The organism is Carbonicoccus niuqiaonis (genome assembly GCF_050157065.1).
GTDB lineage: Bacteria > Actinomycetota > Actinomycetes > Propionibacteriales > Propionibacteriaceae > Avipropionibacterium.
In genome coordinates this window covers 2,373,585-2,396,687 of the sequence record NZ_CP189573.1, presented here as the reverse complement: position 1 = coordinate 2,396,687, position 23,103 = coordinate 2,373,585, and the positions used below count along the sequence as shown (strand labels likewise).

The 23,103-nt window shown below is 69.0% G+C and carries 21 protein-coding genes and 2 tRNA genes; 17 read left to right on the top strand and 6 right to left on the bottom strand.

Features of this window, described 5'->3' with window-relative positions; translation table 11 throughout:
* Positions 1-110: 110 nt before the first annotated feature.
* From ACQBAU_RS10945 to ilvC, 4 genes are all read left to right on the top strand, one after another.
* Complete coding sequence (locus ACQBAU_RS10945) at positions 111-506, top strand: ArsR/SmtB family transcription factor (protein ID WP_465256728.1); 396 nt, start codon at positions 111-113, stop codon at positions 504-506.
* 326 nt (positions 507-832) lie between these two features.
* Complete coding sequence (locus ACQBAU_RS10940) at positions 833-2,653, top strand: acetolactate synthase large subunit (protein WP_434549175.1); 1,821 nt, start codon at positions 833-835, stop codon at positions 2,651-2,653.
* Complete coding sequence (gene ilvN, locus ACQBAU_RS10935) at positions 2,653-3,168, top strand: acetolactate synthase small subunit (RefSeq protein WP_434549174.1); 516 nt, start codon at positions 2,653-2,655, stop codon at positions 3,166-3,168. The genes ACQBAU_RS10940 and ilvN overlap by 1 nt, the downstream gene beginning before the upstream one ends.
* Before the next feature lie 126 nt (positions 3,169-3,294).
* The gene (gene ilvC, locus ACQBAU_RS10930; protein ID WP_434549217.1) at positions 3,295-4,314 is read left to right on the top strand and encodes a ketol-acid reductoisomerase; all 1,020 of its coding nucleotides are present in this window, start codon (positions 3,295-3,297) and stop codon (positions 4,312-4,314) included.
* 63 nt (positions 4,315-4,377) lie between these two features.
* Here ilvC and ACQBAU_RS10925 read toward each other — a convergent pair whose 3' ends face one another.
* Complete coding sequence (locus tag ACQBAU_RS10925) at positions 4,378-4,941, bottom strand: hypothetical protein (protein ID WP_434549173.1); 564 nt, start codon at positions 4,939-4,941, stop codon at positions 4,378-4,380.
* Between the two features lie 320 nt (positions 4,942-5,261).
* Between ACQBAU_RS10925 and ACQBAU_RS10920 the strand changes: the two genes are divergently transcribed.
* Positions 5,262-5,825, top strand: coding sequence for an O-methyltransferase (locus ACQBAU_RS10920; RefSeq protein ID WP_434549171.1), 564 nt, complete (start codon positions 5,262-5,264; stop codon positions 5,823-5,825).
* Between the two features lie 117 nt (positions 5,826-5,942).
* Here ACQBAU_RS10920 and ACQBAU_RS10915 read toward each other — a convergent pair whose 3' ends face one another.
* Both ACQBAU_RS10915 and ACQBAU_RS10910 read right to left on the bottom strand, forming a co-directional pair.
* On the bottom strand, positions 5,943-6,995 hold the full coding sequence (locus tag ACQBAU_RS10915) for a 3-isopropylmalate dehydrogenase (RefSeq protein WP_434549216.1): 1,053 nt from the start codon (positions 6,993-6,995) through the stop codon (positions 5,943-5,945).
* A 77-nt stretch (positions 6,996-7,072) separates the two neighbouring features.
* The gene (locus ACQBAU_RS10910) at positions 7,073-8,611 is read right to left on the bottom strand and encodes an alanine/glycine:cation symporter family protein (RefSeq protein ID WP_465256729.1); all 1,539 of its coding nucleotides are present in this window, start codon (positions 8,609-8,611) and stop codon (positions 7,073-7,075) included.
* Positions 8,612-8,842: 231 nt separating this feature from the next.
* Between ACQBAU_RS10910 and ACQBAU_RS10905 the strand changes: the two genes are divergently transcribed.
* Both ACQBAU_RS10905 and cimA read left to right on the top strand, forming a co-directional pair.
* The gene (locus tag ACQBAU_RS10905) at positions 8,843-9,925 is read left to right on the top strand and encodes a branched-chain amino acid aminotransferase (RefSeq protein ID WP_465256730.1); all 1,083 of its coding nucleotides are present in this window, start codon (positions 8,843-8,845) and stop codon (positions 9,923-9,925) included.
* A gap of 246 nt (positions 9,926-10,171) precedes the next feature.
* Positions 10,172-11,761 (top strand): citramalate synthase, encoded by a 1,590-nt coding sequence (gene cimA, locus ACQBAU_RS10900; protein WP_465256731.1) that lies wholly within the window; start codon positions 10,172-10,174, stop codon positions 11,759-11,761.
* Between the two features lie 71 nt (positions 11,762-11,832).
* Here cimA and ACQBAU_RS10895 read toward each other — a convergent pair whose 3' ends face one another.
* Positions 11,833-13,113 carry a thymidine phosphorylase gene (locus ACQBAU_RS10895; RefSeq protein ID WP_465256732.1) on the bottom strand — a complete coding sequence of 427 codons (1,281 nt, stop codon included), beginning with the start codon at positions 13,111-13,113 and terminating at the stop codon, positions 11,833-11,835.
* Between the two features lie 135 nt (positions 13,114-13,248).
* On the opposite strand from ACQBAU_RS10895, the gene ACQBAU_RS10890 reads away from it, so the two are divergent.
* The 4 genes from ACQBAU_RS10890 to ACQBAU_RS10875 all read left to right on the top strand — a co-directional run bounded on the left by ACQBAU_RS10890 (position 13,249) and on the right by ACQBAU_RS10875 (position 15,386).
* Positions 13,249-14,064, top strand: coding sequence for a fumarylacetoacetate hydrolase family protein (locus ACQBAU_RS10890; RefSeq protein WP_465256733.1), 816 nt, complete (start codon positions 13,249-13,251; stop codon positions 14,062-14,064).
* 16 nt (positions 14,065-14,080) lie between these two features.
* Positions 14,081-15,130: a lysostaphin resistance A-like protein gene (locus tag ACQBAU_RS10885; protein ID WP_465256734.1), complete on the top strand. Its 1,050-nt coding sequence runs from the start codon at positions 14,081-14,083 to the stop codon at positions 15,128-15,130.
* 33 nt (positions 15,131-15,163) lie between these two features.
* Positions 15,164-15,235 (top strand) — tRNA-Gln (locus tag ACQBAU_RS10880).
* Between the two features lie 78 nt (positions 15,236-15,313).
* Positions 15,314-15,386: transfer RNA gene (locus ACQBAU_RS10875), tRNA-Glu, on the top strand.
* A 160-nt stretch (positions 15,387-15,546) separates the two neighbouring features.
* Here the strand turns inward: ACQBAU_RS10875 and ACQBAU_RS10870 are convergent.
* Positions 15,547-16,269, bottom strand: coding sequence for an IclR family transcriptional regulator (locus ACQBAU_RS10870; RefSeq protein ID WP_434549162.1), 723 nt, complete (start codon positions 16,267-16,269; stop codon positions 15,547-15,549).
* 134 nt (positions 16,270-16,403) lie between these two features.
* Here ACQBAU_RS10870 and leuC point away from each other — a divergent pair, with 134 nt between their 5' ends.
* The 3 genes from leuC to ACQBAU_RS10855 all read left to right on the top strand — a co-directional run bounded on the left by leuC (position 16,404) and on the right by ACQBAU_RS10855 (position 19,330).
* A complete protein-coding gene (leuC, locus tag ACQBAU_RS10865; protein WP_465256735.1) occupies positions 16,404-17,810 on the top strand; it encodes a 3-isopropylmalate dehydratase large subunit in 1,407 nt (468 codons plus the stop codon).
* Positions 17,811-17,853: 43 nt separating this feature from the next.
* Positions 17,854-18,462 (top strand): 3-isopropylmalate dehydratase small subunit, encoded by a 609-nt coding sequence (gene leuD, locus ACQBAU_RS10860; protein ID WP_465256736.1) that lies wholly within the window; start codon positions 17,854-17,856, stop codon positions 18,460-18,462.
* Positions 18,463-18,643: 181 nt separating this feature from the next.
* Positions 18,644-19,330 carry an HU family DNA-binding protein gene (locus tag ACQBAU_RS10855; RefSeq protein WP_465256737.1) on the top strand — a complete coding sequence of 229 codons (687 nt, stop codon included), beginning with the start codon at positions 18,644-18,646 and terminating at the stop codon, positions 19,328-19,330.
* 126 nt (positions 19,331-19,456) lie between these two features.
* Here the strand turns inward: ACQBAU_RS10855 and cofC are convergent, their stop codons facing one another.
* Positions 19,457-20,182: a 2-phospho-L-lactate guanylyltransferase gene (gene cofC, locus ACQBAU_RS10850; RefSeq protein WP_465256738.1), complete on the bottom strand. Its 726-nt coding sequence runs from the start codon at positions 20,180-20,182 to the stop codon at positions 19,457-19,459.
* On the opposite strand from cofC, the gene ACQBAU_RS10845 reads away from it, so the two are divergent.
* Genes ACQBAU_RS10845 through ACQBAU_RS10835 form a run of 3 tightly spaced genes read left to right on the top strand, consistent with a single transcriptional unit; the run spans position 20,181 to position 23,094 of the window.
* Positions 20,181-20,939, top strand: a complete 759-nt coding sequence (locus ACQBAU_RS10845; protein WP_465256739.1) for a lysophospholipid acyltransferase family protein — start codon at positions 20,181-20,183, stop codon at positions 20,937-20,939. The two genes, cofC and ACQBAU_RS10845, sit on opposite strands and share 2 nt — an antisense overlap.
* A complete protein-coding gene (locus tag ACQBAU_RS10840) occupies positions 20,939-21,946 on the top strand; it encodes an NAD(P)H-dependent glycerol-3-phosphate dehydrogenase (protein ID WP_434549156.1) in 1,008 nt (335 codons plus the stop codon). Before ACQBAU_RS10845 ends, ACQBAU_RS10840 begins: the two co-directional genes overlap by 1 nt.
* A gap of 44 nt (positions 21,947-21,990) precedes the next feature.
* The gene (locus tag ACQBAU_RS10835) at positions 21,991-23,094 is read left to right on the top strand and encodes a D-alanine--D-alanine ligase family protein (RefSeq protein WP_434549155.1); all 1,104 of its coding nucleotides are present in this window, start codon (positions 21,991-21,993) and stop codon (positions 23,092-23,094) included.
* The last annotated feature ends 9 nt before the right edge of the window (positions 23,095-23,103 follow it).

Genomic DNA, 23,103 nt, shown 5'->3' with positions numbered 1-23,103 from the left:
ACGTCGGTGGAGCATGCGTCCACGTGTGTCGCTGTGGCGCCCTCTTTTACGACGGTGTTTGACCCACCGGCCGTCCCCGGCCTAGAGTTTTCAACCAAGGGGTTGATGACATGGTCGAGCAGGAAGCCCGGGTGATCCAGCTGAACCAGGTGTTCGCTGCGCTCGCCGATCCGACGCGACGCGACATGGTGGCCCGGTTGGCCGTCGGTGATGCGACCGTGGGGGAGCTCGCCGAGCCGTACGAGATGAGCGTGCAGGCCGTCTCCAAGCACCTCAAGGTGTTGGAGGAGGCCGGCGTGGTGACCAAGGGGCGGCAGGGGCAGCGTCGCCCGGTCCGGCTGGAGGCCGAGGTGTTCGACCTGATGACGGTCTGGATCGAGCGCTACCGGCGCGCCGCGGAGGAGCGGTACCAGCGTCTCGACGCGGTGTTGGCGAAGCTGGCCGACGAGTCGTCCGGCGCGGCTGCGGTGGAGTCGTCGGCCTCACCCGTCGCCGAGGCCGGCTGAGCCTTGACCCGCCGGCCGAACTCCTTGGGTGTCCTAGCATTTTGAGACGCCTGTCCGAATCGTGGGACGGCCGGATTTCGTCCTTGACACGGTGATGGCCTCCGACGGAAGGTGGACTCGTGCACAACGCGATTCTCGTACTCGACAAGCGTGTCGGCTGAGGCCCAAGCAACAGACCTCGACGACACGCTCCCTCGTCTGCCTTCCGGCGGCGGGGGTTTTTTGTTGCCGCATGCGAGAACCCGGGGAACCCGGGCACGAAGCCGTGGCACCCAGCAGGACCCAGCACGACCCCGAGCCGAGCAGGACAGGAAGGCGAGCAGACCATGAAGGAGCAGCAGGAGTCCCAGAGCCCCGAGGTGGGCCGGACTCGCGCGGTGCCCACGCCACCCGGTGACCACCAGGCCGCGACGGTACGCGAGGACGTCACCGGATCGCAGTCGCTGGTCCGCTCGCTCGAGCTGGTCGGCGCGAAGAACGTCTTCGGCATCCCCGGCGGGGCGATCCTGCCGGCGTACGACCCGCTGTTCGACTCCAAGGCCGTCCGGCACATCCTCGTCCGCCACGAGCAGGGGGCCGGCCACGCCGCCGAGGGGTATGCGGTGGCGACCGGCGACGTCGGCGTCTGCATGGCGACGTCGGGCCCCGGGGCGACCAACCTGGTCACCCCGCTGGCCGACGCCCACATGGACTCGGTGCCGATGGTGGCGATCACCGGTCAGGTGGCCGGCCCGTCGATCGGCAGTGACGCCTTCCAGGAGGCGGACATCTGCGGGATCACCCTCCCGATCACCAAGCACAACTTCCTGGTCAAGGACGCCGCAGAGATCCCGCAGGCGATCGCCTCGGCCTTCCACATCGCGAAGACCGGCCGACCCGGCCCGGTCCTCGTCGACATCACCAAGGATGCCCTGCAGGCCACCACCACCTTCGAGTGGCCGCCCACCCTGGAGCTGCCGGGCTACCGCCCGGTCACCAAGCCCCACGGCAAGCAGGTGCGCGAGGCCGCCAAGTTGATCACCGCCGCAACCCGGCCGGTGCTCTACGTCGGCGGTGGCGTGGTCAAGTCCGGGGCCGCCAAGCAGCTGCGTGAGCTCGTCGAGCTGACCGGCATCCCGGTGGTGACCACGTTGATGGCGCGCGGAGCGTTCCCCGACAGCCACGACCTGCACATGGGCATGCCCGGCATGCACGGCAGCGTCGCGGCCGTCGGGGCGCTTCAGCGCAGCGACCTGCTGATCTCGCTGGGGGCGCGGTTCGACGACCGGGTGACCGGCGCGCTGGGCAGCTTCGCCCCCGGCGCCAAGGTGATCCACGTCGACATCGACCCGGCGGAGATCTCGAAGAACCGCTACGCCGACGTGCCCATCGTGGGGGACTGCAAGGAGGCGATCGAGGAGCTGATCGTCCGCCTGCGGGAAGCCCAGCTGCCGCCGCTGGGGCCGTGGCAGTCCTCGCTGAAGGAGATGCGGCGGCGGTACCCGACCGGGTACGACCAACCCGCCGACGGCACGTTGGCGCCGCAGCAGGTGATCCGACGGATCGGCGAGCTGACCGGTCCCGACGCGTACTACGCCGCGGGGGTGGGTCAGCACCAGATGTGGGCCGCCCACTTCCTGCCGTTCGAGAAGCCGGGCCGCTGGCTCAACTCCGGCGGTCTCGGCACCATGGGGTACTGCGTGCCGGCGGCCATGGGCGCGAAGGTCGGCCGACCCGACTCGGTGGTCTGGGGGATCGACGGTGACGGCTGCTTCCAGATGACCAACCAGGAGCTCGTGACCTGTGCGGTGGAAGGGATCCCGATCAAGATCGCGGTGATCAACAACCAGTCGCTGGGCATGGTGCGGCAGTGGCAGACGCTGTTCTACGAGGGTCGGTACTCCAACACCGACCTCAACACCAACCGGGTGCCCGACTTCCCCAAGCTCGCCGAGGCGATGGGCTGTGTCGGACTGCGCGCCGAGCACGAGGGTGAGGTCGACGCCACCATCGAGAAGGCGCTGTCCATCGACGACCGCCCGGTCGTGGTGGAGTTCGTGGTGCACAAGGACGCGATGGTGTGGCCGATGGTGCCCGCCGGGACCAGCAACGACGAGATCCAGGTCGCCCGAGACATGGCGCCCGTCTGGGAAGAAGAGGTGCTGTGATGCACACCCTGAGCGTGCTCGTGGAGAACAAGCCGGGTGTGCTGACCCGGGTCGCCGGGCTGTTCGCACGCCGCGGCTTCAACATCGAGTCGTTGGCGGTCGGGCCGACCGAGCACCCCAGCGTCTCGCGGATCACGTTGGTGGTGAACGTCGCCGACGAGGTGCTGGAGCAGGTCACCAAGCAGCTGAACAAGCTGGTCGAGGTGCTCAAGATCGTCCAGCTCGACACCGATGCCGCGCGCCGGCAGCTGGTGTTGATCAAGGTCAAGGCCGACCAGAGCAACCGCGGCGACGTGCTGGACGTGGTGCAGCTGTTCCAGGCCAAGGCGGTCGACATCACCCCCGACTCGGTGACCATCGAGGCGGTCGGCGCGCCGGAGCGGATGGACATGCTGGTGCGGATCCTCGAGCCGTACGGGGTCCGCGAACTGGTGCAGTCGGGTGTGGTCGGCATCGGCCGAGGCAGTCGCTCGATCTCGGACCGGGCACTGCGGCCGGTCCGACAAGAGGCATGATGGCCCAGCACCACCCGACGCGTCCGGCCCGGACGAACCGTCCGACAACTGAACAAGCACGCCCCGTACTGATCGAGAACGACCAGATCCACCACCATGAAGGAGACACCCGACGTGCCCGCTGAAATGTTCTACGACACCGACGCCGACCTCGCGATCATCCAAGGCCGCAGTGTGGCCGTCATCGGCTTCGGCAGCCAGGGGCACGCGCACGCGCTGTCACTGCGCGACTCGGGCGTCGACGTCCGGGTCGGCCTTGCCGAGGGCAGCAAGAGCCGTGAGCGCGCCGAGGCCCAGGGCCTGCGCGTCGTCACCCCGGCCGAGGCGGCCGCCGAGTCCGACGTGATCATGCTGCTGGTGCCCGACCACGTGGCCCGCACGGTGTACGCCGAGGCCGTCGAGCCCAACCTGCAGGAGGGCGACGCGCTCTTCTTCGCGCACGGCTTCAACATCCGCTTCGGCTACATCACCCCGCCGAAGAACGTCGACGTCGCCATGGTCGCGCCGAAGGGTCCGGGTCACCTGGTCCGCCGTGAGTACAGCGAGGGGCGCGGGGTGCCGGTGCTCGTCGCGGTCGAGCAGGACGCGTCGGGCAACGCCTGGCAGCTCGCGCTGTCGTACGCCAAGGGGATCGGTGGGCTGCGGGCCGGTGGCATCAAGACCACCTTCACCGAGGAGACCGAGACCGACCTGTTCGGTGAGCAGGCCGTGCTGTGCGGTGGCGCCAGCCAGCTGATCATGGCCGGCTTCGAGACGCTGACCGCCGCCGGTTACCAGCCGGAGGTCGCCTACTTCGAGTGCCTGCACGAGCTGAAGCTGATCGTCGACCTGATGTACGAGGGCGGCATCGCCAAGCAGCGTTGGAGCATCTCCGACACCGCCGAGTACGGCGACTACGTCTCCGGGCCGCGGGTGATCGACGACCACGTCCGCGAGAACATGAAGGCCGTGCTGGCCGACGTCCAGTCGGGCGCCTTCGCCCAGCGGTTCATCGACGACCAGGACGCGGGCGCCCCGGAGTTCAAGAAGTTCCGTTCCGAGGCCGAGACGCACCCGATCGAGAAGACCGGCAAGGAGCTGCGTGAGCTGATGTCGTGGGTCAAGAGCCACGACGACGACTACGTGGAGGGTACGGCCGCTCGCTGAGCCCGTCCCACGACCACGACACCCGATGCCGCCCGGACGGCATCGGGTGTTGTCGTTCTCGTCCTAGCGGGAGCTGATCTCCAGCACCGTCAGTCGGCTGCCGTCGGGTGCGAGGCCGGAGGCGACGAACCACCGTTGGGCCAATGGCGTGGTCTGCGTTCCCCGCTGGTACTCGGAGTTGACCAAGCAGAGCTCGGTGTAGCCGGCCAACTCCTGGGGCGGGGCTCCGGTCGGCTGGCACTCGCCGTACGCCTCGGTCACCTTCTGCAGTGCCTCGGCCGCCTTCTCCTTGGTCGTGCGCAGCTCGGCGTGCAGGGAGTAGTCGTGGGTCCGGGTGTAGCTGACCTTCTCCAAGGTCGTGCCCGCCGGCAGCGTGAAGCCCGAGTACTCCTCGAAGTCGCTGTCGGACAGCTCCTCGCAGGTGTAGCCGGCCCACTGGTTGGTGCAGGTGCTGCCGCCGGCGGTCTCGAACTCGAAGTAGGGGACGCCCCACTCGCCGGCCTTCATGCTGAGCACGAGGAAGCCGGAACCGACCAACAGCAGCATCACCGACAGTCCGATGAGTACGCGGAGCGGTTTGGGCAGGGGTGGGCGGACGGGGCGTTGCGTGCGTCCCGGGGTGGCCATGTGTCGACTTTGCCCCACGCGTCGGGTCAGGACAAGTGAGTTCGCGGAAACCGATACCTCACCGTTGCCGTTCGACGGCTCAGCGTACGGCGGTACGGATGACCCGGGGTGCGACCTGGTGCTGACGACGGGCGCGACGGCGCGGACGCTCGGTCGACGTGGTCGGAGCCGACTCTGCGCGGGCTCCCCACTGGGCGGGATACATCTCGTACATGACGAAAATAGTAGGACGCCCGAGTATCTTCGTTCCAGCTGCGATCGCATCGTCCCGGATGCCGAGATGATCATGGTGTCCGCCCGGTGCTGGCGAGACTGAGCCAATGAGCGCCCCGCCGGAGATCCCGCCCTTGGTCGGCAAGGCGTTGCGCATGTCGCTGCAGCGGGGGTACGTACAGGCGACGCGCAGCGAGACCGGACGGCTGCTCGCCACCCTGGCCGCCACCCGTACGGGCACCATCGCCGAGTGCGGCACCGGCTGCGGGGTGGGTGCGGCCTGGCTGCGCAGTGGCGCACCGGGGTCGACGCGGGTGATCACCGCGGAGCTGGACGGGGAGCTGGCGCACTCGGTGATGGAGATGTTCGCCGACGACGCGGTCGAGGTGTTCCACGCCGACTGGACGACACTCGCGGAGTGGGCGCCGTTCTCGCTGCTGTTCCTGGATGCCAGCTCGGCCAAGCAGTCCTCGCGGGACGAAGTGGCCGACCTGCTCGAACCGGGTGGGATGGTCGTGCTGGACGACTTCACGCCCTCCAACTGCTGGCCGCCGCTGGACCACGGCCGGGTCGACGTCGTCCGGCAGGAGTGGCTGAGCGACGAGCGCTTCACCAGTGTCGACGTGATGGTGGCCGACGACACCGCCGTGGTCATCGCCGTCCGCCGCTGACGCACCTCGGGACGCGCACGCACGCCCGTCGAACTCGTCGAGACGCCTCGCACCGGCATCACGCACCTCGAGCCCGTCGAGCGGATCGCTCAACAGGCTCGAGGCAGTGTCGCGCTCTCAGGCCAGGCGGGCGGCGATCGCGTCGCCGATCTCGGAGGTGGTGCGAGGGCCGGAACGCTCGGCGATGTCCTCCCAGCAGGCCTTGGTGACCGCGGCCGCCTCGTCGTCACGGCCCAGGTGCTCCAACAGCAGCGCGACCGACAGGATGGCAGCGGTCGGGTCGGCGATCTGCTGGCCGGCGATGTCGGGCGCCGAGCCGTGCACCGGCTCGAACATCGACGGGTGCTCACCCGACGGGTTCAGGTTGCCGCTGGCCGCCAGGCCGATGCCGCCGGTGGCCGCCGCGGCCAGGTCGGTGATGATGTCGCCGAACAGGTTGTCGGTGACGATCACGTCGAACCGTGCCGGGTCGGTGACCAGGAAGATGGTGGCCGCATCGACGTGCAGGTAGTCGGTCTCCACGCCCGGGAACTCCTGGGCGATCGCCTCGAACACCCGCCGCCACAGGCCGCCGGCGTTCACCAGCACGTTGTGCTTGTGCACCAGGGTGAGCTTGTTGCGTCGCTTGGTGGCGCGCTCGAAGGCATCGCGGACCACGCGCTCGACGCCATACGCGGTGTTGACGCTGACCTCGGTCGCGATCTCGTGCGGGGTGGTCGTACGGACGGTGCCGCCGTTGCCGCAGTAGAGGCCCTCGGTGCCTTCGCGAACGACGACGAAGTCGATCTCCTTGCCGTCGGTGACCGAGCCGTCGAGCGGTGACGGGACACCGGGGTGGAGCCGGCTGGGGCGCAGGTTGACGTAGTGGTCGAACGCGAAGCGGAGCTTGAGCAACAGGCCGCGTTCGAGCAGTCCGGACGGGACGTCGGTCGCGCCCGGTGCCGCGCCGACCGCGCCGAGCAGGATCGCGTCGTGGGAGTCCAGCGCGGTCAGGTCGTCGTCGGTGAGCACCTCGCCGGTCCGGGCCCAGCGGGTGGCGCCCAGGTCGAAGTCGGTGAACTCGAAGGCGTCCTCACCCGACACGGCGCGGAGCACCTTGAGCCCTTCGGCGACGACCTCGGGACCGATGCCGTCACCGCCGATCACGGCGATCCGGGGACGGTGGCCCATGGCGGACGGCTGGGGGTTCTGTGCGTTGGTCACCCGGTGAGGCTAAGGCTTGCCACCGCCGGGCCCCGGCCGTCTCGTCATTCGGTGGACACGTCGTCGGTGCGGGCCTGCGTTTCCGTGGCTCCCCGGCGCAGCCCCCTGTTCCGCGACGATCCGACCAGGTCGCCGGCCTTCCAGTCCTCCCAGCCGGGCCGGCCGACCATGAACGCCTCGACCTCGGCCTTGGTGGCGGTCAGTTTCGGGTCGTGCTTGAGGTAGTGCCGGGTCTCCCGCGCCACCAGGCCGGACAGCACCAGCAGGCCGATCAGGTTCGGCAGTGCCATCAGGCCGTTCGCCACGTCGGAGAACGCCCACACCAGGTCGAGCTCGACGGTGCACCCGACGAACACGATCAGGGAGAACAGCACCCGGAACGGCATCACCAGCTTGCGGCCGAAGAGCCGCTCGACGTTGCGCTCGCCGTAGTAGGACCAGCCCAGGATCGTGGAGTAGGCGAACAGCACCAGACCAATGGTGACGATCCAGTGTCCCCACTGGCCCGGCAGGCCGTGGGTGAACGCCTGCCCGGTCATCAGGGCGGCGCTGATCTGCTCGCCGGTCTCGGGATCGGTCTGGGACCACACGCCGGTGACGATGATCGTGAGACCGGTGAAGCTCACCACGATGAGGGTGTCGATGAAGGTCTGCGTCATCGAGACCAGGCCCTGGCGGACCGGATGGGTCGTCTGCGCGGCGGCCGCGGCGATCGGGGCCGAACCCAGGCCGGACTCGTTGGAGAACAGGCCGCGCGCGACGCCGTACTGGATGACGATGATGATCGCCGAGCCCGCGAAGCCGCCCACCGCCGCCGTACCGGTGAAGGCGTCGGTGAAGATCAGCGCCAGCGCGCCGGGCAGCTCCACGATGTTGACCAGCAGGATGTAGAGGCCGCCCAGGACGTAGAACACGATCATGATCGGCACGAGACCGGCGGTGACCCGCCCGATCGACTTGATGCCACCGACCAGCACGACGGCGGTCACCACGGTGAGCACGATGCCGGTCACCCACACCGGGACGCCCCAGCTGTTCTGGACGTTGGAGGAGATCGCGTTGCCCTGGGTCATGTTGCCGATGCCGAAGCAGGCGATGACCGCGAAGATCGCGAAGGCCAGGGCCAACACCTTGCCCAACGGACCCCGGATGCCGCGCTCCAGGTAGTACTGCGGTCCGCCCGACTTCTCGCCGGCGTCGTCGGTGGCGCGGAAGCGGACGCCGAGGTAGGCCTCGGTGTACTTCGACGCCATGCCGACCAGCCCGGTCACCCACATCCAGAACAGTGCGCCGGGGCCGCCGATCCCGATCGCGGTGGCGACGCCGACGATGTTGCCGACGCCGACCGTCGCCGCGAGGGCCGTGGTGAGGGCCTGGAACTGGGAGATGTCGCCCTCGGCCTCGGCATCCTTGCGACGGAGGATGCCCAGCCGCATCGCCGCGCCGAGCTTGAGGAACTGCAGCCCGCCGAGCCGGATGGTGAGGTAGAGGCCAGTGCCGACCAGCAGCGGGATGAGCAGGAACGGTCCCCAGATGATGCTGCTCGCAGCATCCAGGAAGTCCTGCAAGGGTGTGGGATCCATGGCGAGCCTCCGACGGTCCGTTGTCGAGTCGTGCCCCGAGCCCCGGTGCGGGGACCCGGTCTGACGGTAGCGCCGATGGCCCCGGCGCGTCATGATCCACGACAAGTTTCCGCAAAGCGACCGGTCGACGGGTTCGGACCAGGGCCGCCCACGCTCGGCCGCGCCACACCCCGACTGCCCACCGGTCGATTTGCCGAAACGCGCCGGCGGGCCCGGTGTAGCGTTTCGTCCATGGCCCTGATGTTCGAGCGGCGTACGCATCCGTCCCCTGCCAGCACTGCAGAGCGGAACGCGATTCTCGCCAACCCCGGTTTCGGCAAGCACTTCACCGACCACATGGCGGTGGCCACGTGGACCCGCGCCGACGGTTGGTTGGAGTCCGGTGTCGTCCCGTACGGCCCGTTCCAGCTCGACCCGGCGACCGCGGTGCTGCACTATGCGCAGGAGGTCTTCGAGGGACTGAAGGCCTACCGGTGGGCCGACGACTCGATCCGGCTGTTCCGGCCCGAGCTGAACGCGGCCCGGATGCAGCGGTCCGCGGAGCGGCTGGCGTTGCCGGCGCTCGACGAGACGGACTTCCTGGCCAGCATCGAGGGTGTCGTTCGCGCCGATCGTGACTGGGTGCCCAGCGGTGGTGAGACCAGCCTGTACCTGCGGCCGTTCCTGTTCGCCTCCGAGGCGTTCCTGGGGGTCCGGCCCGCACACCGGGTGACGTACTGCTGCATCGCCTCCCCGGCCGGGGCCTATTTCTCCGGCGGGGTGAAGCCGGTCAACATCTGGGTCTCGGAGAAGTACACCCGCGCCTCGCCCGGCGGCACAGGTGCGGCCAAGTGCGGCGGCAACTATGCCGCCTCGCTGATCGCCCAGGCCGAGGCCGCCGAGCACGGCTGCGAGCAGGTGCTGTTCGCCGACGCCCAGGAGCTCCGCTACGTCGAGGAGCTCGGCGGGATGAACGTCTACTTCGTCCGCGACGGTCAACTCCACACCCCGGAGTTGACCGGCTCGCTCCTGGAAGGGGTCACCCGCGACTCGGTGCTCGCGCTGGCCGCCGATCTGGGGCTGGAGCCGGTGCAGCGTCGGATCGAGGTCGCCGAACTGCTGTCGGGGATGGACGACGGCTCGATCTCGGAGGTGTTCGCCTGTGGCACCGCGGCGGTCGTCACCCCGATCGGCGCGTTGAAGACCGCCGAGCGGAGCGTCTCGGTCTCGGACCCGGAGAAGTTCACCGTGACCGCCGAGATCCGGCAGCGGCTGCTCGACATCCAGTACGGCCGGGCCGAGGACAGCCACGGCTGGACCCGCAAGATCAGCTGACCCGACCCGCGGCCCGGTGCCGTCGTCGCACGTCGAGGTGACGGCTTCCGGGGACGGGTGGTGGGCAGCGCCGCATCCGTGGTGCATAATGACCACGTGGTCAACACCCAGATCATCATTGCGTAGCGCGTCGGCCCACCCGCCGGCGCGCTGAACCTCCTGTCACCGTACGGGAGGTTTTTTCGTTGTCAGAGATGTTCCGACGTCCAAGCAGTTCTGTTTTCGATCATTGCCAGAAGGGGACCGATGTCCACCCAGGTACGGCCAGCACAGCCAGACACCTTCCACGTCTTCGACACCACCTTGCGTGACGGGGCACAACAGGAGGGGCTGCGGCTCAGCGTGGCCGACAAGATCCGGATCGCCACCTTGCTGGACGAGCTGGGCGTGGGCTACATCGAGGGCGGCTGGCCCGGCGCCAACCCCAACGACACCGAGTTCTTCGCCGCCGCGGCTCGGGGTGAGCTGATCCTCAAGCACGCCACGCTGGTGGCCTTCGGTGCCACCCGTCGAGCCGGGGGCAAGGCTGCCGACGATCCGCTGGTCGCCGCGACCCGTGACTCCGCCGCCCCGGTGGCGTGTCTGGTCGCCAAGTCCCACGACGGCCACGTCGAGCGGGCGCTGCGGACCACGCTGGACGAGAACTTGGCGATGATCCACGACACGGTCACCCACCTCCGTACGGAGGGGATGCGGGTGTTCGTCGACTGCGAGCACTTCTTCGACGGCTACCTGCGCAACCCGGCGTACTCCAAGCAGGTGCTCGCGACGATCGCCGAGGCCGGGGCCGAGGTGGCCGTGCTGTGTGACACCAACGGCGGCATGTTGCCGACCTGGGTGGGCGACATCGTGGGTGAGATGTCGCAGGTGGGCATCCCGCTCGGGATCCACTGCCACAACGACACCGGCTGCGCGGTCGCCAACACGATGGCGGCGGTCGAGGCCGGGGCGATGCACGTCCAGGGCACGATCAACGGGTACGGCGAACGGACCGGCAACGCCGACCTGGTCCCGGTGATCGCCAACCTGGAGTTGAAGTACGACTGGCGGGTGCTGCCGCACGACGACTCGCTGACCGAGCTGACCCGCATCTCGCACGCCATCTCCGCGGTCACCAATGTGGCCGGGTCGCCGCGGCAGCCGTACGTCGGGGTCTCGGCCTTCGCGCACAAGGCCGGGCTGCACGCCAGCGCGATCAAGGTCGACCCGAATCTCTACCAGCACATCGATCCGGCACTGGTCGGCAACGACATGCGGATGTTGATCTCCGACATGGCCGGTCGGGCGAACATCCAGCTCAAGGGCACCGAGCTCGGTTACGACCTGTCCGACCGCGAGCTGGCCGCGCAGATCACCGACGTGGTCAAGGAGCGGGAGGCCCGGGGCTACAGCTACGAGGCCGCTGATGCGTCGTTCGAACTGTTGCTGCGTGACGAGCTCGGCCTGCTGGAGAAGCCGTTCTCGGTGATCAACTGGCGCGTGCTGACGCAGTCGGCGCACGACGCCGCCGACAACGAGGCGACCGTGAAGCTCGCTGCCAAGGGCGAGGTGCAGGCGTTCGTGGGGGAGGGCAACGGCCCCGTCGACGCGTTGGACCATGCGTTGCGGCGCGCCCTGATCCCGGGGTTCGTGGAGGTCAAGGACTACGAGCTGACGGACTACCGGGTACGCATCATCGACACCGGTCACGGCACCGACGCTTCGGTCCGGGTGCTGATCGACACCCGTTCCGGGGAACACACCTGGACCACCGTCGGGGTCGGCACCAACGTGATCGAGGCGTCCTGGGAGGCGCTCAGCGACGCCTATCTCTACGGCCTGATCAAGGGACTCTGAGGTCGGGCGGGCCGTCTCAACACGGTCGAGGGTCGTGGAGGCGTCTGCACGAACTCGACGGGCGTGGGGGCTCAGCGGGCTGACGGGATCCGGTCGATGATCAACGAGACGGATGCCGGCGGGTCGGTGTCGATGGTGATCGCGTCCGTCAGCGCTTCGCGACCGGACTCGAGGCGATCGGCGGTGTCGGTGTGCAGGGCGAACAGTGGCTGCCCGATCGTGACCGGATCACCGGGGCGAACGTGCCAGGTCACGCCCGCCGCGGCCTGCACGGGTTCGCCGCGTCGGGTGCGGCCGGCACCGAGCCGGCGGGCCGCGATCCCGATCGGGTAGGCGTCGAGGCGGGTGCAGTACCCGGACTCGGTGGCGGTGATCACGTCGGTGTGGCGAGCCGTCGGCAACCGGGCGTCGGGGTCGCCGGACTGGGCGGTGATCAACTTCCGCCAGCGGTCCATCGCCTGTCCGGAGTCCAACACCTGTTCGGGATCGACGTCAACGCCTGCCAGCTGCACCATCTCGCGCGCGAGGGCCAGGGTGAGCTCGCGTACGTCGTCGGGTCCACCCCCGGCGAGCACCTCGAGGGCCTCGGCCACCTCCAGGGCGTTCCCGGCCGTGTGGCCCAGTGGGGTGTCCATGTCGGTCAGCAGTGCGACGGTCGCGACCCCTGCGTCGTCACCGAGGTCGACCATCGCGGTGGCCAGTTCCGCCGCGCGGCCTTGGGTACGCATGAACGCACCGGAGCCCACCTTCACGTCGAGCACCAGTCCGCCGGTGCCTTCGGCGATCTTCTTGCTCATGATCGAACTGGCGATCAGTGGGATCGACTCGACGGTCCCGGTCACGTCGCGCAGCGCGTACAGCTTCTTGTCGGCGGGGGCGAGCTCGGCAGCGGCGGCACAGATCACCGCGCCGACCTCGGCAAGCTGGGCCGCGATCCGGTCGTTGTCCAGCTCGGCCTGCCACCCGGGGATGGCCTCCAGTTTGTCGAGGGTGCCGCCGGTGTGGCCCAGCCCACGGCCCGACAACTGGGGGACTGCGACCCCGCAGGCGGCCACCAGGGGTGTCAGCGGCAAGGTGATCTTGTCGCCCACCCCGCCGGTGGAGTGCTTGTCGACGGTCGGGGAGACCCGGTGCCGGAGTCGCTCCCCGGAGTTGACCATGGCCTCGGTCCACCGTGCCAGCTCGGCCCGCGACAGTCCGGTGAAGTACATCGCCATCGCCAACGCGGCGAACTGTTCCTCGGCCACCTCGTCGCGGGTGTAGGCGGCGACCACCCAGTCGATCTGGGCGCCGGTCAGCTCACCACCGTCCCGCTTGTGGATGATCAACTCGACGATGTCGAACCCGGCCATGGCGCCATCCAACCACGACCCACCGTTTCCCATGGTCCTGCCGCCCGCGCCGAGCGTCCTGCCCGGTGAGCCCCTCGCGGCTGCGCCCGTGTCGGCGTCGTCGCGACTCGCGCGGGCGTCCCATAGGCTGCACCCATGCGTATTGCCCGATTTGCCGCTGACGGCGACCCTCGGTTCGGCATCGTCGAGTTGGCCGCCGACGGCGGTGAGCACCCCGACTCGGTGGCCGTGCTGACCGGTGACCCGCTGGCCGGCCCGGTGAACCTGACCGGGGAGCGGCTGGCGCTCGACGCCGTACGACTGTTGGCGCCGGTGATCCCGCGGAGCAAGGTGGTCGGGGTGGGGCGCAACTATGCCGCCCACGCCGCCGAGCTCGGCAACGAGGTGCCCGACACCCCGTTGACCTTCCTGAAGCCGAACACCTCGGTGATCGGCCCGGGGGAGGCGATCGTCCACCCGAGCTACACCAAGGAGCTGTCGTACGAGGGCGAACTGGCCGTGGTGATCGGGCGGATCTGCAAGGAGGTGCCGGCCGAACGCGCCGCCGAGGTGATCTTCGGCTACACCATCGCCAACGACGTGACCGCCCGAGACCTGCAGGGCCCCGACAAGCAGTGGGCCCGGGCGAAGGGATCCGACACGTTCTGCCCGTTGGGTCCCTGGCTGATCACCCACTTCGAGCTCGAGGAGGCGGGTGCGTTGACGATCACCACCACCCTCGACGGCGCGGTGAAGCAGTCGGGCAGCACCGCACAGATGATCAACTCGATCCCCGACCTGGTGGCGTACGTGTCGTCGTACACGACACTGTTGCCCGGTGACGTGATCCTGACCGGGACACCGGAGGGCGTCGGGCCGATGCGACCGGGCCAGACCGTCGAGGTGGAGATCGAGGGGATCGGCACCCTCACCAACACCGTCGTCGCAGACGGTCCGCCCGATCCGGCGTGACGGCGACGCGTTCCTGATGTCACCGACCTCCCGCAAGCGGAAGAAGAAGGGCGGCGCACCACCACGTCGCCCGCCGGTACGGCAGCAGGCACCGGCCGCACCGACCCGATCGGGAGTGCTGCGCCGGATCGCCGACCAGTTGCCGCTGTTGCCGGTCACCGACGGTCTGAGGCACCCGGTGGCGCAGCGGCATCCCGATCGGCTCGGCCTCCGCATCATCCTGGGCATCGTGATGGCGATCATGACGTACCTGGTACTGGTGCCGACCGTGGCCCAGCTGGTGCTGGGTCTGACGTACCGGATCGTCACACCGGACCTTGCCTACGAGGACTACTACGCCAGCGCGATGGCCGGCGAGCGCCCCGAAGGCCTGCTGGCCACCAACCTCGGCATCGGTTCGTTCATCGTGATCTGCCTGGTGCTGATGCGTTGGGTGAACCTCGCCCCGCCCGGGCTGGTCGTGTCGGTCGTGCGGCGGATCCGCTGGCGCTACCTGATCGCGTCGGGGGGAGTGGCGCTGCTGGTGTTCTGCATCGTGCAGGCGGCGACGCTGTTGCCCGCCGGAACGACCATCACACCCCAACCCGGTTTCGCGATGTTCCTGTTGGTGGTGCTGCTGACCTCACCCCTCCAGGCGGCTGCGGAGGAGGTCTTCTTCCGGGGCTACCTGCAGCAGAGCCTGGGTTCGCTGGTCGGCGCCTGGTGGTTCGGGGTCGTCGGGTCGTCGGTGCTGTTCGCGCTGGCCCACGGGCTCCAGTCGCCGGCGTTGTTCGTCGACCGGTTGGCCTTCGGGCTGGTGGTGGGTCTGCTGGTCTGGCGGACCGGTGGTCTGGAGGCCGCGATCGGGACGCACGTGATCAACAACGTGCTCGCGTTCACGCTGGCCGGGCTGACGTCGACCATCGCCGAGGTGCGCGGGATCACCGAGATCGGTTGGGGTCGGGCCGCGTTCGACGTCCTCACCTTCACCGTGATCGCGGGTGGCTGCTGGCTGGTGGCGAGCCGGATGAACCTGGTGACGCGGACCGGCCACGCCAGCTTGGTGGATCGGTCCCCGATCCAGTAAGATCAGTCCTCGTTGCCCGGTTCGCCCGGGCGATGGGGTATGGGGTAATTGGCAGCCCGACTGATTCTGGTTCAGTTAGTCTAGGTTCGAGTCCTAGTACCCCAGCGAACGTGTCTCGATTCGCTGGATCCCAGCCGCGGTGGTAGTCTTTCGCGGTCGGTTCGCGAGACGAGCACGGCACTGGGCCCCGTTGTGTAGCGGCCTAGCACGCCGCCCTCTCAAGGCGGTAGCGCGGGTTCGAATCCCGTCGGGGCTACCCAGTTCGAAGACCTCCGGTTCGCCGGAGGTCTTCGTCGTTTCGTGGGGTGGCAGCTTCTACCATCGGGCAACCCAGTCACCCGGTCCACGTCACATGGGTGGCGCGTGAGCCTGATCACCCCACGGCTGAGCTGGTCCGTGTCGTACGAAACTGCGGGTCACTCGGTGCCGCTGCGGCGCAGCACCTCGCTCAGTCGCTCCGCTGCGGCGATCACGGCCGGGGCGTGCAGCCGGCCGGGCTGCCGGGAGAGCCGCTCGATCGGGCCGGAGACCGACACCGAGGCGATCACCTTGCCCGAAGGGCTGCGGACCGGGGCCGACACCGAGGCGACCCCTGCTTCGCGCTCGGCCACCGACTGGGCCCAGCCGCGACGCCGTACGGCGGCCAACGACACCGCGCTGTAGCGCGAGCCGCGCAGGCCACGCTGCATCCGCTCCGGGTCCTCCCAGGCGAGCAGGATCTGGGCCGACGAGCCCGCACTCATGGTCAACTGAGAGCCGACCGGGACGGTGTCACGCAGTCCGGACATCCGCTCCGCGGCTGCCACGCAGATGCGGTAGTCGCCCTGCCGGCGGAACAACTGGGCCGACTCGCCGGTGATGTCACGCAGTCGGGCGAGTACGGGGCCGGCGGTCGCCAACAGGCGGTCCTCGCCGGCGGCGGAGGCGAGCTCGGCGAGCCGGGGGCCGAGGATGAAGCGTCCCTGCAGGTCGCGGCTCACCAGGCGGTGGTGTTCGAGGGCGACGGCCAACCGGTGCGCCGTGGGGCGTGCAAGGCCGGTCGAGGTGACCAGGCCGGCCAGGGTCGTCGGACCCGTCTCGAGGGCCGCCAGTACGAGGGCCGCTTTGTCCAAGACGCCAACACCGCTAGAGTTGTCCATGTCCTGATACTGCCGTCTCGTCATGTGATATGCAAGTCATCACGTCGAATGACAACGATGACGTAACAGAATACGGACAATCGCTGGATTCTCCGCCGACGGATCGGCAACGTTGAAGAGTTGAGGAGCAGAACATGGGCAAGACGCTGAGTGAGAAGATCTGGGACGCTCACGTGGTGCGCGCCGGCGAGTCCGGCGGCGAGCCGGACCTCCTCTACATCGACCTCCACCTGGTGCACGAGGTCACCTCACCCCAGGCGTTCGACGGCCTGCGCGAGGCCGGCCGCTCGGTCCGGCGTCCCGACCTGACCCTGGCGACCGAGGACCACAACACCCCGACCCTCAACATCGACCAGCCGATCGCCGACCCGGTGTCGCGGACCCAGGTCGACACACTGCGCCACAACGCGAAGGAGTTCGGGCTGCGGATCCACAGCCTCGGCGATCGCGACCAGGGTGTCGTGCACATCATCGGCCCACAGCTCGGCGTGACCCAGCCGGGCATGACGATCGTGTGCGGCGACTCCCACACCTCCACCCACGGTGCCTTCGGTGCGCTGGCGTTCGGCATCGGCACCTCCGAGGTCGAGCACGTGCTGGCCACCCAGACCCTCCCGCAGGCGCGCCCCAAGACCATGGCGGTGAACGTGAACGGGGAGTTGCCCGACGGTGTCACCGCCAAGGATTTGGTGCTGGCGTTGATCACCAAGGTCGGCACCGGTGGTGGCCAGGGCCACGTCGTCGAGTACCGCGGCAACGCCATCGAGCAGTTGTCGATGGAGGGCCGCATGACGATCTGCAACATGAGCATCGAGTGGGGTGCGAAGGCCGGCATGATCGCGCCGGACCAGACCACCTTCGACTACCTGGCCGGGCGGCCGCACGCCCCGCAGGGTGCCGACTGGGATGCCGCGGTCGAGTACTGGCAGACGTTGCGCACCGACGCCGATGCGACCTTCGACGTGGAGGTCGACATCGACGCCGCAACGCTGACGCCGTTCGTCACCTGGGGGACCAATCCCGGCCAGGGCGTCGCCCTCGGCGGTGCGGTGCCGGAACCGGAGTCGTTCAGCGACCCGAGTGATCAGGTCGCCGCTCGCAAGGCCCTGGAGTACATGGGAATCACGGCTGGGCAGAAGATGAGCGACATCTCCGTCGACACCGTCTTCCTCGGCTCGTGCACCAACGGCCGGATCGAGGACCTGCGTGCTGCCGCCGATGTGCTGCAGGGCAAGCACATCGCCGACTCCGTACGGATGTTGGTCGTCCCGGGTTCGGCGCGGGTCCGGCTGCAGGCCGAGCAGGAGGGCCTCGACCAGGTGTTCCTGGCCGCCGGCGCCGAATGGCGGGCCGCCGGCTGTTCGATGTGCCTGGGCATGAACCCCGACCAGTTGCAGCCGGGGGAGCGTGCGGCCTCCACCTCGAACCGCAACTTCGAGGGTCGGCAGGGCAAGGGGGGTCGGACCCACCTGGTCTCCCCGCCCGTCGCCGCCGCGACCGCCATCACCGGCAAGCTCACCGCCCCCGCCGACCTGGCCTGACCTCCCGCACCAGCAGCGATCCCGTCACAGCAAGGAATTCATCATGGAGCCGTTCACCAGTCACACCGGCATCGCCGTCCCGCTGCGTCGCAGCAACGTCGACACCGACCAGATCATCCCCGCCGTCTACCTCAAGCGGGTCACCCGTACCGGGTTCGAGGACGGGCTGTTCGCCGCCTGGCGCAACGACCCTGACTTCGTGTTGAACGATCCGGCCTACAGCGCCGGCTCGATCCTCGTCCCCGGCCCCGACTTCGGTACGGGGTCCTCACGCGAACACGCGGTGTGGGCCCTGCAGAACTACGGCTTCCGGGTCGTGATCGGGTCACGCTTCGGCGACATCTTCGCCAGCAACTCCGGCAAGGCCGGCCTGCTGATCGCACGGGTCGAACAGCCTGTGGTGGAAGAGTTGTGGGCGAAGTTGGAGGCCCGACCGGGCCTACGGCTGACCGTCGACCTGCAGCAGAAGTTGATCACTGCCGAGGACGGCTGGTCGACCTCGTTCGCCATCGACGACTACACCCGGTGGCGGTTGTCCGAAGGGCTCGACGACATCGGCCTCACACTCCGTCACGAGGACCGGATCAGCGCCTTCGAGGAGAGCCGGAAGCCCTTCCTGCCGCAGACTTTGCCGGCCCGCACCGCCGACTGAACGGCCGCTCGGGTCACCAGAAGTTCAGACACGCGGGGTTGAAGTCGGCCTCGGTGTTTGTGCTGTCCGCTCGGAATCCCTACTTTTAGTGGTGTATCCCGCGACTGGGCGGGTGCGCAGGAGCTCCTGACAGCGGCCAATCGGGCCGTTCGGTGGAGCGAAGAGTTCAGAGAGGGAAGCTGTGAACAAGGCTGAGTTGATTGAGAAGCTGTCGGAGAACTTCGACGGCAACAAGGCCGAGGCGGCTCGGGCGCTGAACGCTGTCGTGGAGACCATCACGCACCAGGTCGCCTCCGGGGAGAAGGTGTCGATCACCGGCTTCGGCGTCTTCGAGAAGCTGAAGCGTCCGTCCCGCATGGTGCGCAACCCGCGCACCGGGGAGCGCAAGCGTGCCAAGGCGACGGCGGTCCCGAAGTTCCGTGCCGGTACGGATTTCAAGGCCTTCGTCTCGGGTGAGAAGAAGGTCCCGCGGGCCGCGAAGCGCACCGCGGCCAAGACCACGACCGCCGCCAAGGCCACCACGGCCAAGAAGGCGCCGGCCACCAAGGCAGCGGCCACGAAGTCCACCGCCACCCGGTCGACCGCGAAGAAGGCGCCGGCCAGGACCACCGCCACGAAGGCCACGGCGACCAAGTCGACCACCGCACGGTCCACGGCCAAGAAGGCACCCGCCAAGAAGGCGCCGGCCAAGAAGACGACCGCCACGAAGACGCCGGCGGCGCGCACCACCACGGCCCGCAAGACCGTTGCCAAGAAGGCGCCCGCCAAGAAGGCGCCGGCCAAGCAGACGGCGGCCAAGAAGGCACCGGCGAAGAAGGCACCGGCCAAGAAGGCGCCCGCGAAGCGGACCACCGCCCGCAAGGCCTGAGTACCGACGACCACGCCACTGGGCCCGCACCGACCTCGGTGCGGGCCCAGTCGCATTCCTGCGTCGGGCAGTGATCCCGGGGATGTGCCGGCACCTGGCATCGGGTCGCCGTGCCCCAAGATCAACTCAGGCCGGCGGCGTCTCGACGGGCTTGACGGGCGAGGGACGGTTCGAGGCGATCAGTCGTGCGGTGTGGTGCCCCGGCGAGAGCAGGGCGGCCGCAGCGAGGTCGGCAGGAAGGTCGACGTCCCGCCGTGCCGTCGGCAGCTCGACCGCCACCGGAACTGCCCCGGCAGCGCGGTGGGCCGCTGCGGATCCCTTGCCGAAGCGCGATGTCAGCCGCCGGCCGCAGCTCGCGACCATGGTCGTCCCCGTACCCTCGCTGTCCGGCACGAAGACGTACCCCCACCGACGAGCCTGTTCGGCGACGTGGCGGACGTCGGCCGACCGCAGCGTCGGCAGGTCCGCCACCACCGCGAGCTGTACGTCGACCGGTCCGGCCGACAACGCCGCCGCACCGGCGGCCACCGCGGCATCCATCTCGCCGGGGTCGGCGAGCACGGTCACCTGGCCCACGTACGGCTCGAGTCGTTGCTGCAGCCGCGGTTCGTCGCTGACCACGACGAGCTCATCGGCGACGGCGGTCACGGCGACACAGGTGTCGAGCAGCATCGCCCAGCTCAACTGTTGTCGCAGTTCGGGGGACAGCTCCGTCAGCCGCGACTTGGCCCGCACGAACTCCTTCGCCAGCGCGATCGCCCCGACCCGGTCCGGCGTCGACGCCACGGCCGCACCATCGGTGGCGGAGCGGCTGATCATGCCGGGAATCGTGCCACAGTAGAGTGACGACATGTCATCAGCGTCGTCAGCCGATCCGCGTGCACGACGTCGCGACGACCCCGCCGGATGGCCGTTGCGCACGGTGGTCTCCATCCTCGCCGCCTTGCTCCGCGTGATCACCAAGCGCGCATGGCGCGGCACCGAGCACGTGCCGGCCGGTCCGTTGGTGCTGGTGGCCAACCACATCTCGTACTTCGACTTCCTCTCCTTCGGCCACTTCGTGTACGGAGCCGGGCGTTGGCCGCACTACCTGGCCAAGGAGTCGGTGTTCCGGATCCCGGTGGTGGGGGCGCTGATCCGCGCCTGCGAGCAGATCCCGGTGCACCGCAGGAGTGCCCGCGCCGGCGATGCCCTGGCCTCGGCGGTGGCCGCCGTCGAGCGGGGCCATGTGGTGATGATCTACCCCGAGGGGACGGTCACCAAGGATCCGGCGCAGTGGCCGATGCGTGGCCACAGCGGGGCGGTCCGGGTCGCCCTGCAGACCGGGTGTCCACTGGTGCCGGTGGCCCAGTGGGGGGCTCAGGAGGTGATGCCCGGTCCCATGCCGGGTGTCCCGCGACTGCTGCCACGCAAGACGATGCGCGTGGTGGCGGGCCCGCCGATCGACCTCTCCGCCTACGTCGACCGACCGCTGACCGCCGCACTGTTGGTCGAGGCCACCGAACTGGTGATGTCGGAGATCACCGCCCTGCTTGCGGAGCTGCGCGGCGAGCAGGCCCCGGCCGGTCGGTACCACCCGACCGGCGACGACCCCACCGGAGGTTCCTGATGTCGGCCGACGGTGCGAAGGTCACGGTGATGGGCGCCGGGTCGTGGGGGACCGCGTTCGCCCTGGTCGCCGCCGACGCCGGGTCGCAGGTGACCTTGTGGGCCCGACGCCCCGAGCTGGCCGAGCAGATCAACAACTCACACCGCAACACCGACTACTTCCCCGACCTCGACCTGCCCGCAGGGATCCGGGCCGTCGCCGACCCGGCCGAGGCCATGGCCGGAGCGGACGTGGTCGTGCTCGCCGTACCGTCGCAGACGCTGCGCCGCAACCTGGCCGACTGGCGGATCGACCCCGACGTGATTCTGGTCAGCCTCGCGAAGGGCATCGAGGAGGGCACCGGGCTGCGGATGAGTGAGCTGATCACCGCCGCCACCGGGCACGACCCCGACCGGCTCGCCGTGGTGTCCGGCCCCAACCTGGCCCGCGAGATCGTGGAACGGCAGCCCGCGGCGACCGTGGTGGCCAGTGCCTCCGAGGCGACCGCCATCATGGTGCAGCGGGCCTGCCACACCCGGAACTTCCGCGCCTACACCAACACCGACATCGTCGGCACCGAGCTGGGCGGAGCGGCCAAGAACGTGATCGCGCTGGCGGTGGGCGCTGGAATCGGGCTCGGTTACGGCAACAATGCGATGGCCTCGGTGATCACCCGCGGGTTGGCCGAGATCACCCGCCTCGGGATCGAGCTGGGCGCCCAGGAGCACACCTTTGCCGGCCTCGCCGGGATGGGGGACCTGGTCGCGACGTGCATGTCGCCGCTGTCGCGCAACCGCACCTTCGGCGAGCAGCTGGCGAAGGGGCGCAGCGTCGCCGACATCGTGGCCACCACCCGACAGGTGGCCGAAGGCGTACGGACCTGTGAGTCCTTGGTCGCCCTGGCCGACCGGCACGGCGTCGACATGCCGATCTCGTACGGGGTGGCGCAGGTCATCGCCGGACAGGCCACGCCGGAGCAGATGATCAGCGCCCTGCTCGCCCGCCAGGCCAAGCCCGAACGCACCTGACCAACTCCGAGCGACGACCGCGGTCAGCCGGTAGGCTCGGCCACATGGCGAAACGACCCCGGGTGGCGATCGTGTTCGGCGGCGTCAGTCACGAGCACGCGATCTCCTGTCTCACCGCGGCGAGCGTCGTTCGGGCCATCGACCAGGACGCGTACGAGGTGGTGGGGCTCGGCATCACGCCGACCGGGCAGTGGATCCCGTACGACGCCCGGGCCATGTCGCAACTGCAGATCCAGGGCAAGCAACTACCTGCCGTCGAGGAACGAACCCCGGCCGGTGATCCCGGCGACCGTACCCGTCCCAACATCGGCGAGGGGGCCGCACTCGTGCTGCCCGAGCTGGGTCGGGTCGACGTCGCCTTCACCCTGCTGCACGGCCCGTACGGTGAGGACGGCACCGTCCAGGGGCTGTTCGAGATGCTCGGTGTCCGCTACGTCGGTTCGGGCGTGCTGGCGAGTGCGGTCGGGATGGACAAGCACCACATGAAGAACGTCCTCACCGCAGCAGCGATCCCGGTCGGACCGTTCGTCGCGATCTCGCCCCGGGAATGGGAGGACGACCGGGCCGCCTGCCTGGAATCGGTGCAGGCGTTGGAGTTCCCGGTGTTCGTGAAGCCGGCGCGCGGTGGGTCCAGCCTGGGCATCACCAAGGTCGCCGACCCGGCCGAGCTGGAACGAGCCGTCGAGCACGCCCGACACTACGACCCGAAAGTACTGGTGGAGCAGGGTTTCGTGGACGCCCGCGAGATCGAGTGCGGGGTGCTGGAGACCCCGGACGGTCCACGGGCCAGCGTCGTCGGCGAGATCGTGATGCACACCGAGTCGGGGTTCTACGACTTCGAGTCGAAGTACCTGCCGGAGGAGACCGTCGACCTGACCATCCCGGCCGACCTGCCCGAGGCGGTGGCCGACGAGGTCAGGTCGCTGTCGGTGCAGGTCTTCAATACCTTGGGCTGTGAGGGCCTGGCGCGGGTCGACTTCTTCCTGACCGGTGACGGCCGGGTCCATTGCAACGAGATCAACACGATGCCGGGCTTCACCGCCTTGTCGATGTTCCCGCAGCTGTGGGCCGCCTCGGGGGTCGACTACCCCGAACTCGTGGACACCCTGCTGCAGCAGGCTTTGGCGCGTCCGGTCGGCCTGCGCTGACCCGTCGGC

Bases quoted from the DNA above. Each gene is read 5' to 3' on its own strand.
- ACQBAU_RS10945 (WP_465256728.1), top strand. From the start codon at position 111: ATGGTCGAGCAGGAAGCCCGGGTGATCCAGCTGAACCAGGTGTTCGCT.
- ACQBAU_RS10940 (WP_434549175.1), top strand. From the start codon at position 833: ATGAAGGAGCAGCAGGAGTCCCAGAGCCCCGAGGTGGGCCGGACTCGC.
- ilvN (WP_434549174.1), top strand. From the start codon at position 2,653: ATGCACACCCTGAGCGTGCTCGTGGAGAACAAGCCGGGTGTGCTGACC.
- ilvC (WP_434549217.1), top strand. From the start codon at position 3,295: ATGTTCTACGACACCGACGCCGACCTCGCGATCATCCAAGGCCGCAGT.
- ACQBAU_RS10925 (WP_434549173.1), bottom strand. From the start codon at position 4,941: ATGGCCACCCCGGGACGCACGCAACGCCCCGTCCGCCCACCCCTGCCC.
- ACQBAU_RS10920 (WP_434549171.1), top strand. From the start codon at position 5,262: ATGAGCGCCCCGCCGGAGATCCCGCCCTTGGTCGGCAAGGCGTTGCGC.
- ACQBAU_RS10915 (WP_434549216.1), bottom strand. From the start codon at position 6,995: ATGGGCCACCGTCCCCGGATCGCCGTGATCGGCGGTGACGGCATCGGT.
- ACQBAU_RS10910 (WP_465256729.1), bottom strand. From the start codon at position 8,611: ATGGATCCCACACCCTTGCAGGACTTCCTGGATGCTGCGAGCAGCATC.
- ACQBAU_RS10905 (WP_465256730.1), top strand. From the start codon at position 8,843: ATGGCCCTGATGTTCGAGCGGCGTACGCATCCGTCCCCTGCCAGCACT.
- cimA (WP_465256731.1), top strand. From the start codon at position 10,172: ATGTCCACCCAGGTACGGCCAGCACAGCCAGACACCTTCCACGTCTTC.
- ACQBAU_RS10895 (WP_465256732.1), bottom strand. From the start codon at position 13,113: ATGGCCGGGTTCGACATCGTCGAGTTGATCATCCACAAGCGGGACGGT.
- ACQBAU_RS10890 (WP_465256733.1), top strand. From the start codon at position 13,249: ATGCGTATTGCCCGATTTGCCGCTGACGGCGACCCTCGGTTCGGCATC.
- ACQBAU_RS10885 (WP_465256734.1), top strand. From the start codon at position 14,081: ATGTCACCGACCTCCCGCAAGCGGAAGAAGAAGGGCGGCGCACCACCA.
- ACQBAU_RS10870 (WP_434549162.1), bottom strand. From the start codon at position 16,269: ATGGACAACTCTAGCGGTGTTGGCGTCTTGGACAAAGCGGCCCTCGTA.
- leuC (WP_465256735.1), top strand. From the start codon at position 16,404: ATGGGCAAGACGCTGAGTGAGAAGATCTGGGACGCTCACGTGGTGCGC.
- leuD (WP_465256736.1), top strand. From the start codon at position 17,854: ATGGAGCCGTTCACCAGTCACACCGGCATCGCCGTCCCGCTGCGTCGC.
- ACQBAU_RS10845 (WP_465256739.1), top strand. From the start codon at position 20,181: ATGTCATCAGCGTCGTCAGCCGATCCGCGTGCACGACGTCGCGACGAC.
- cofC (WP_465256738.1), bottom strand. From the start codon at position 20,182: ATGTCGTCACTCTACTGTGGCACGATTCCCGGCATGATCAGCCGCTCC.
- ACQBAU_RS10840 (WP_434549156.1), top strand. From the start codon at position 20,939: ATGTCGGCCGACGGTGCGAAGGTCACGGTGATGGGCGCCGGGTCGTGG.
- ACQBAU_RS10835 (WP_434549155.1), top strand. From the start codon at position 21,991: ATGGCGAAACGACCCCGGGTGGCGATCGTGTTCGGCGGCGTCAGTCAC.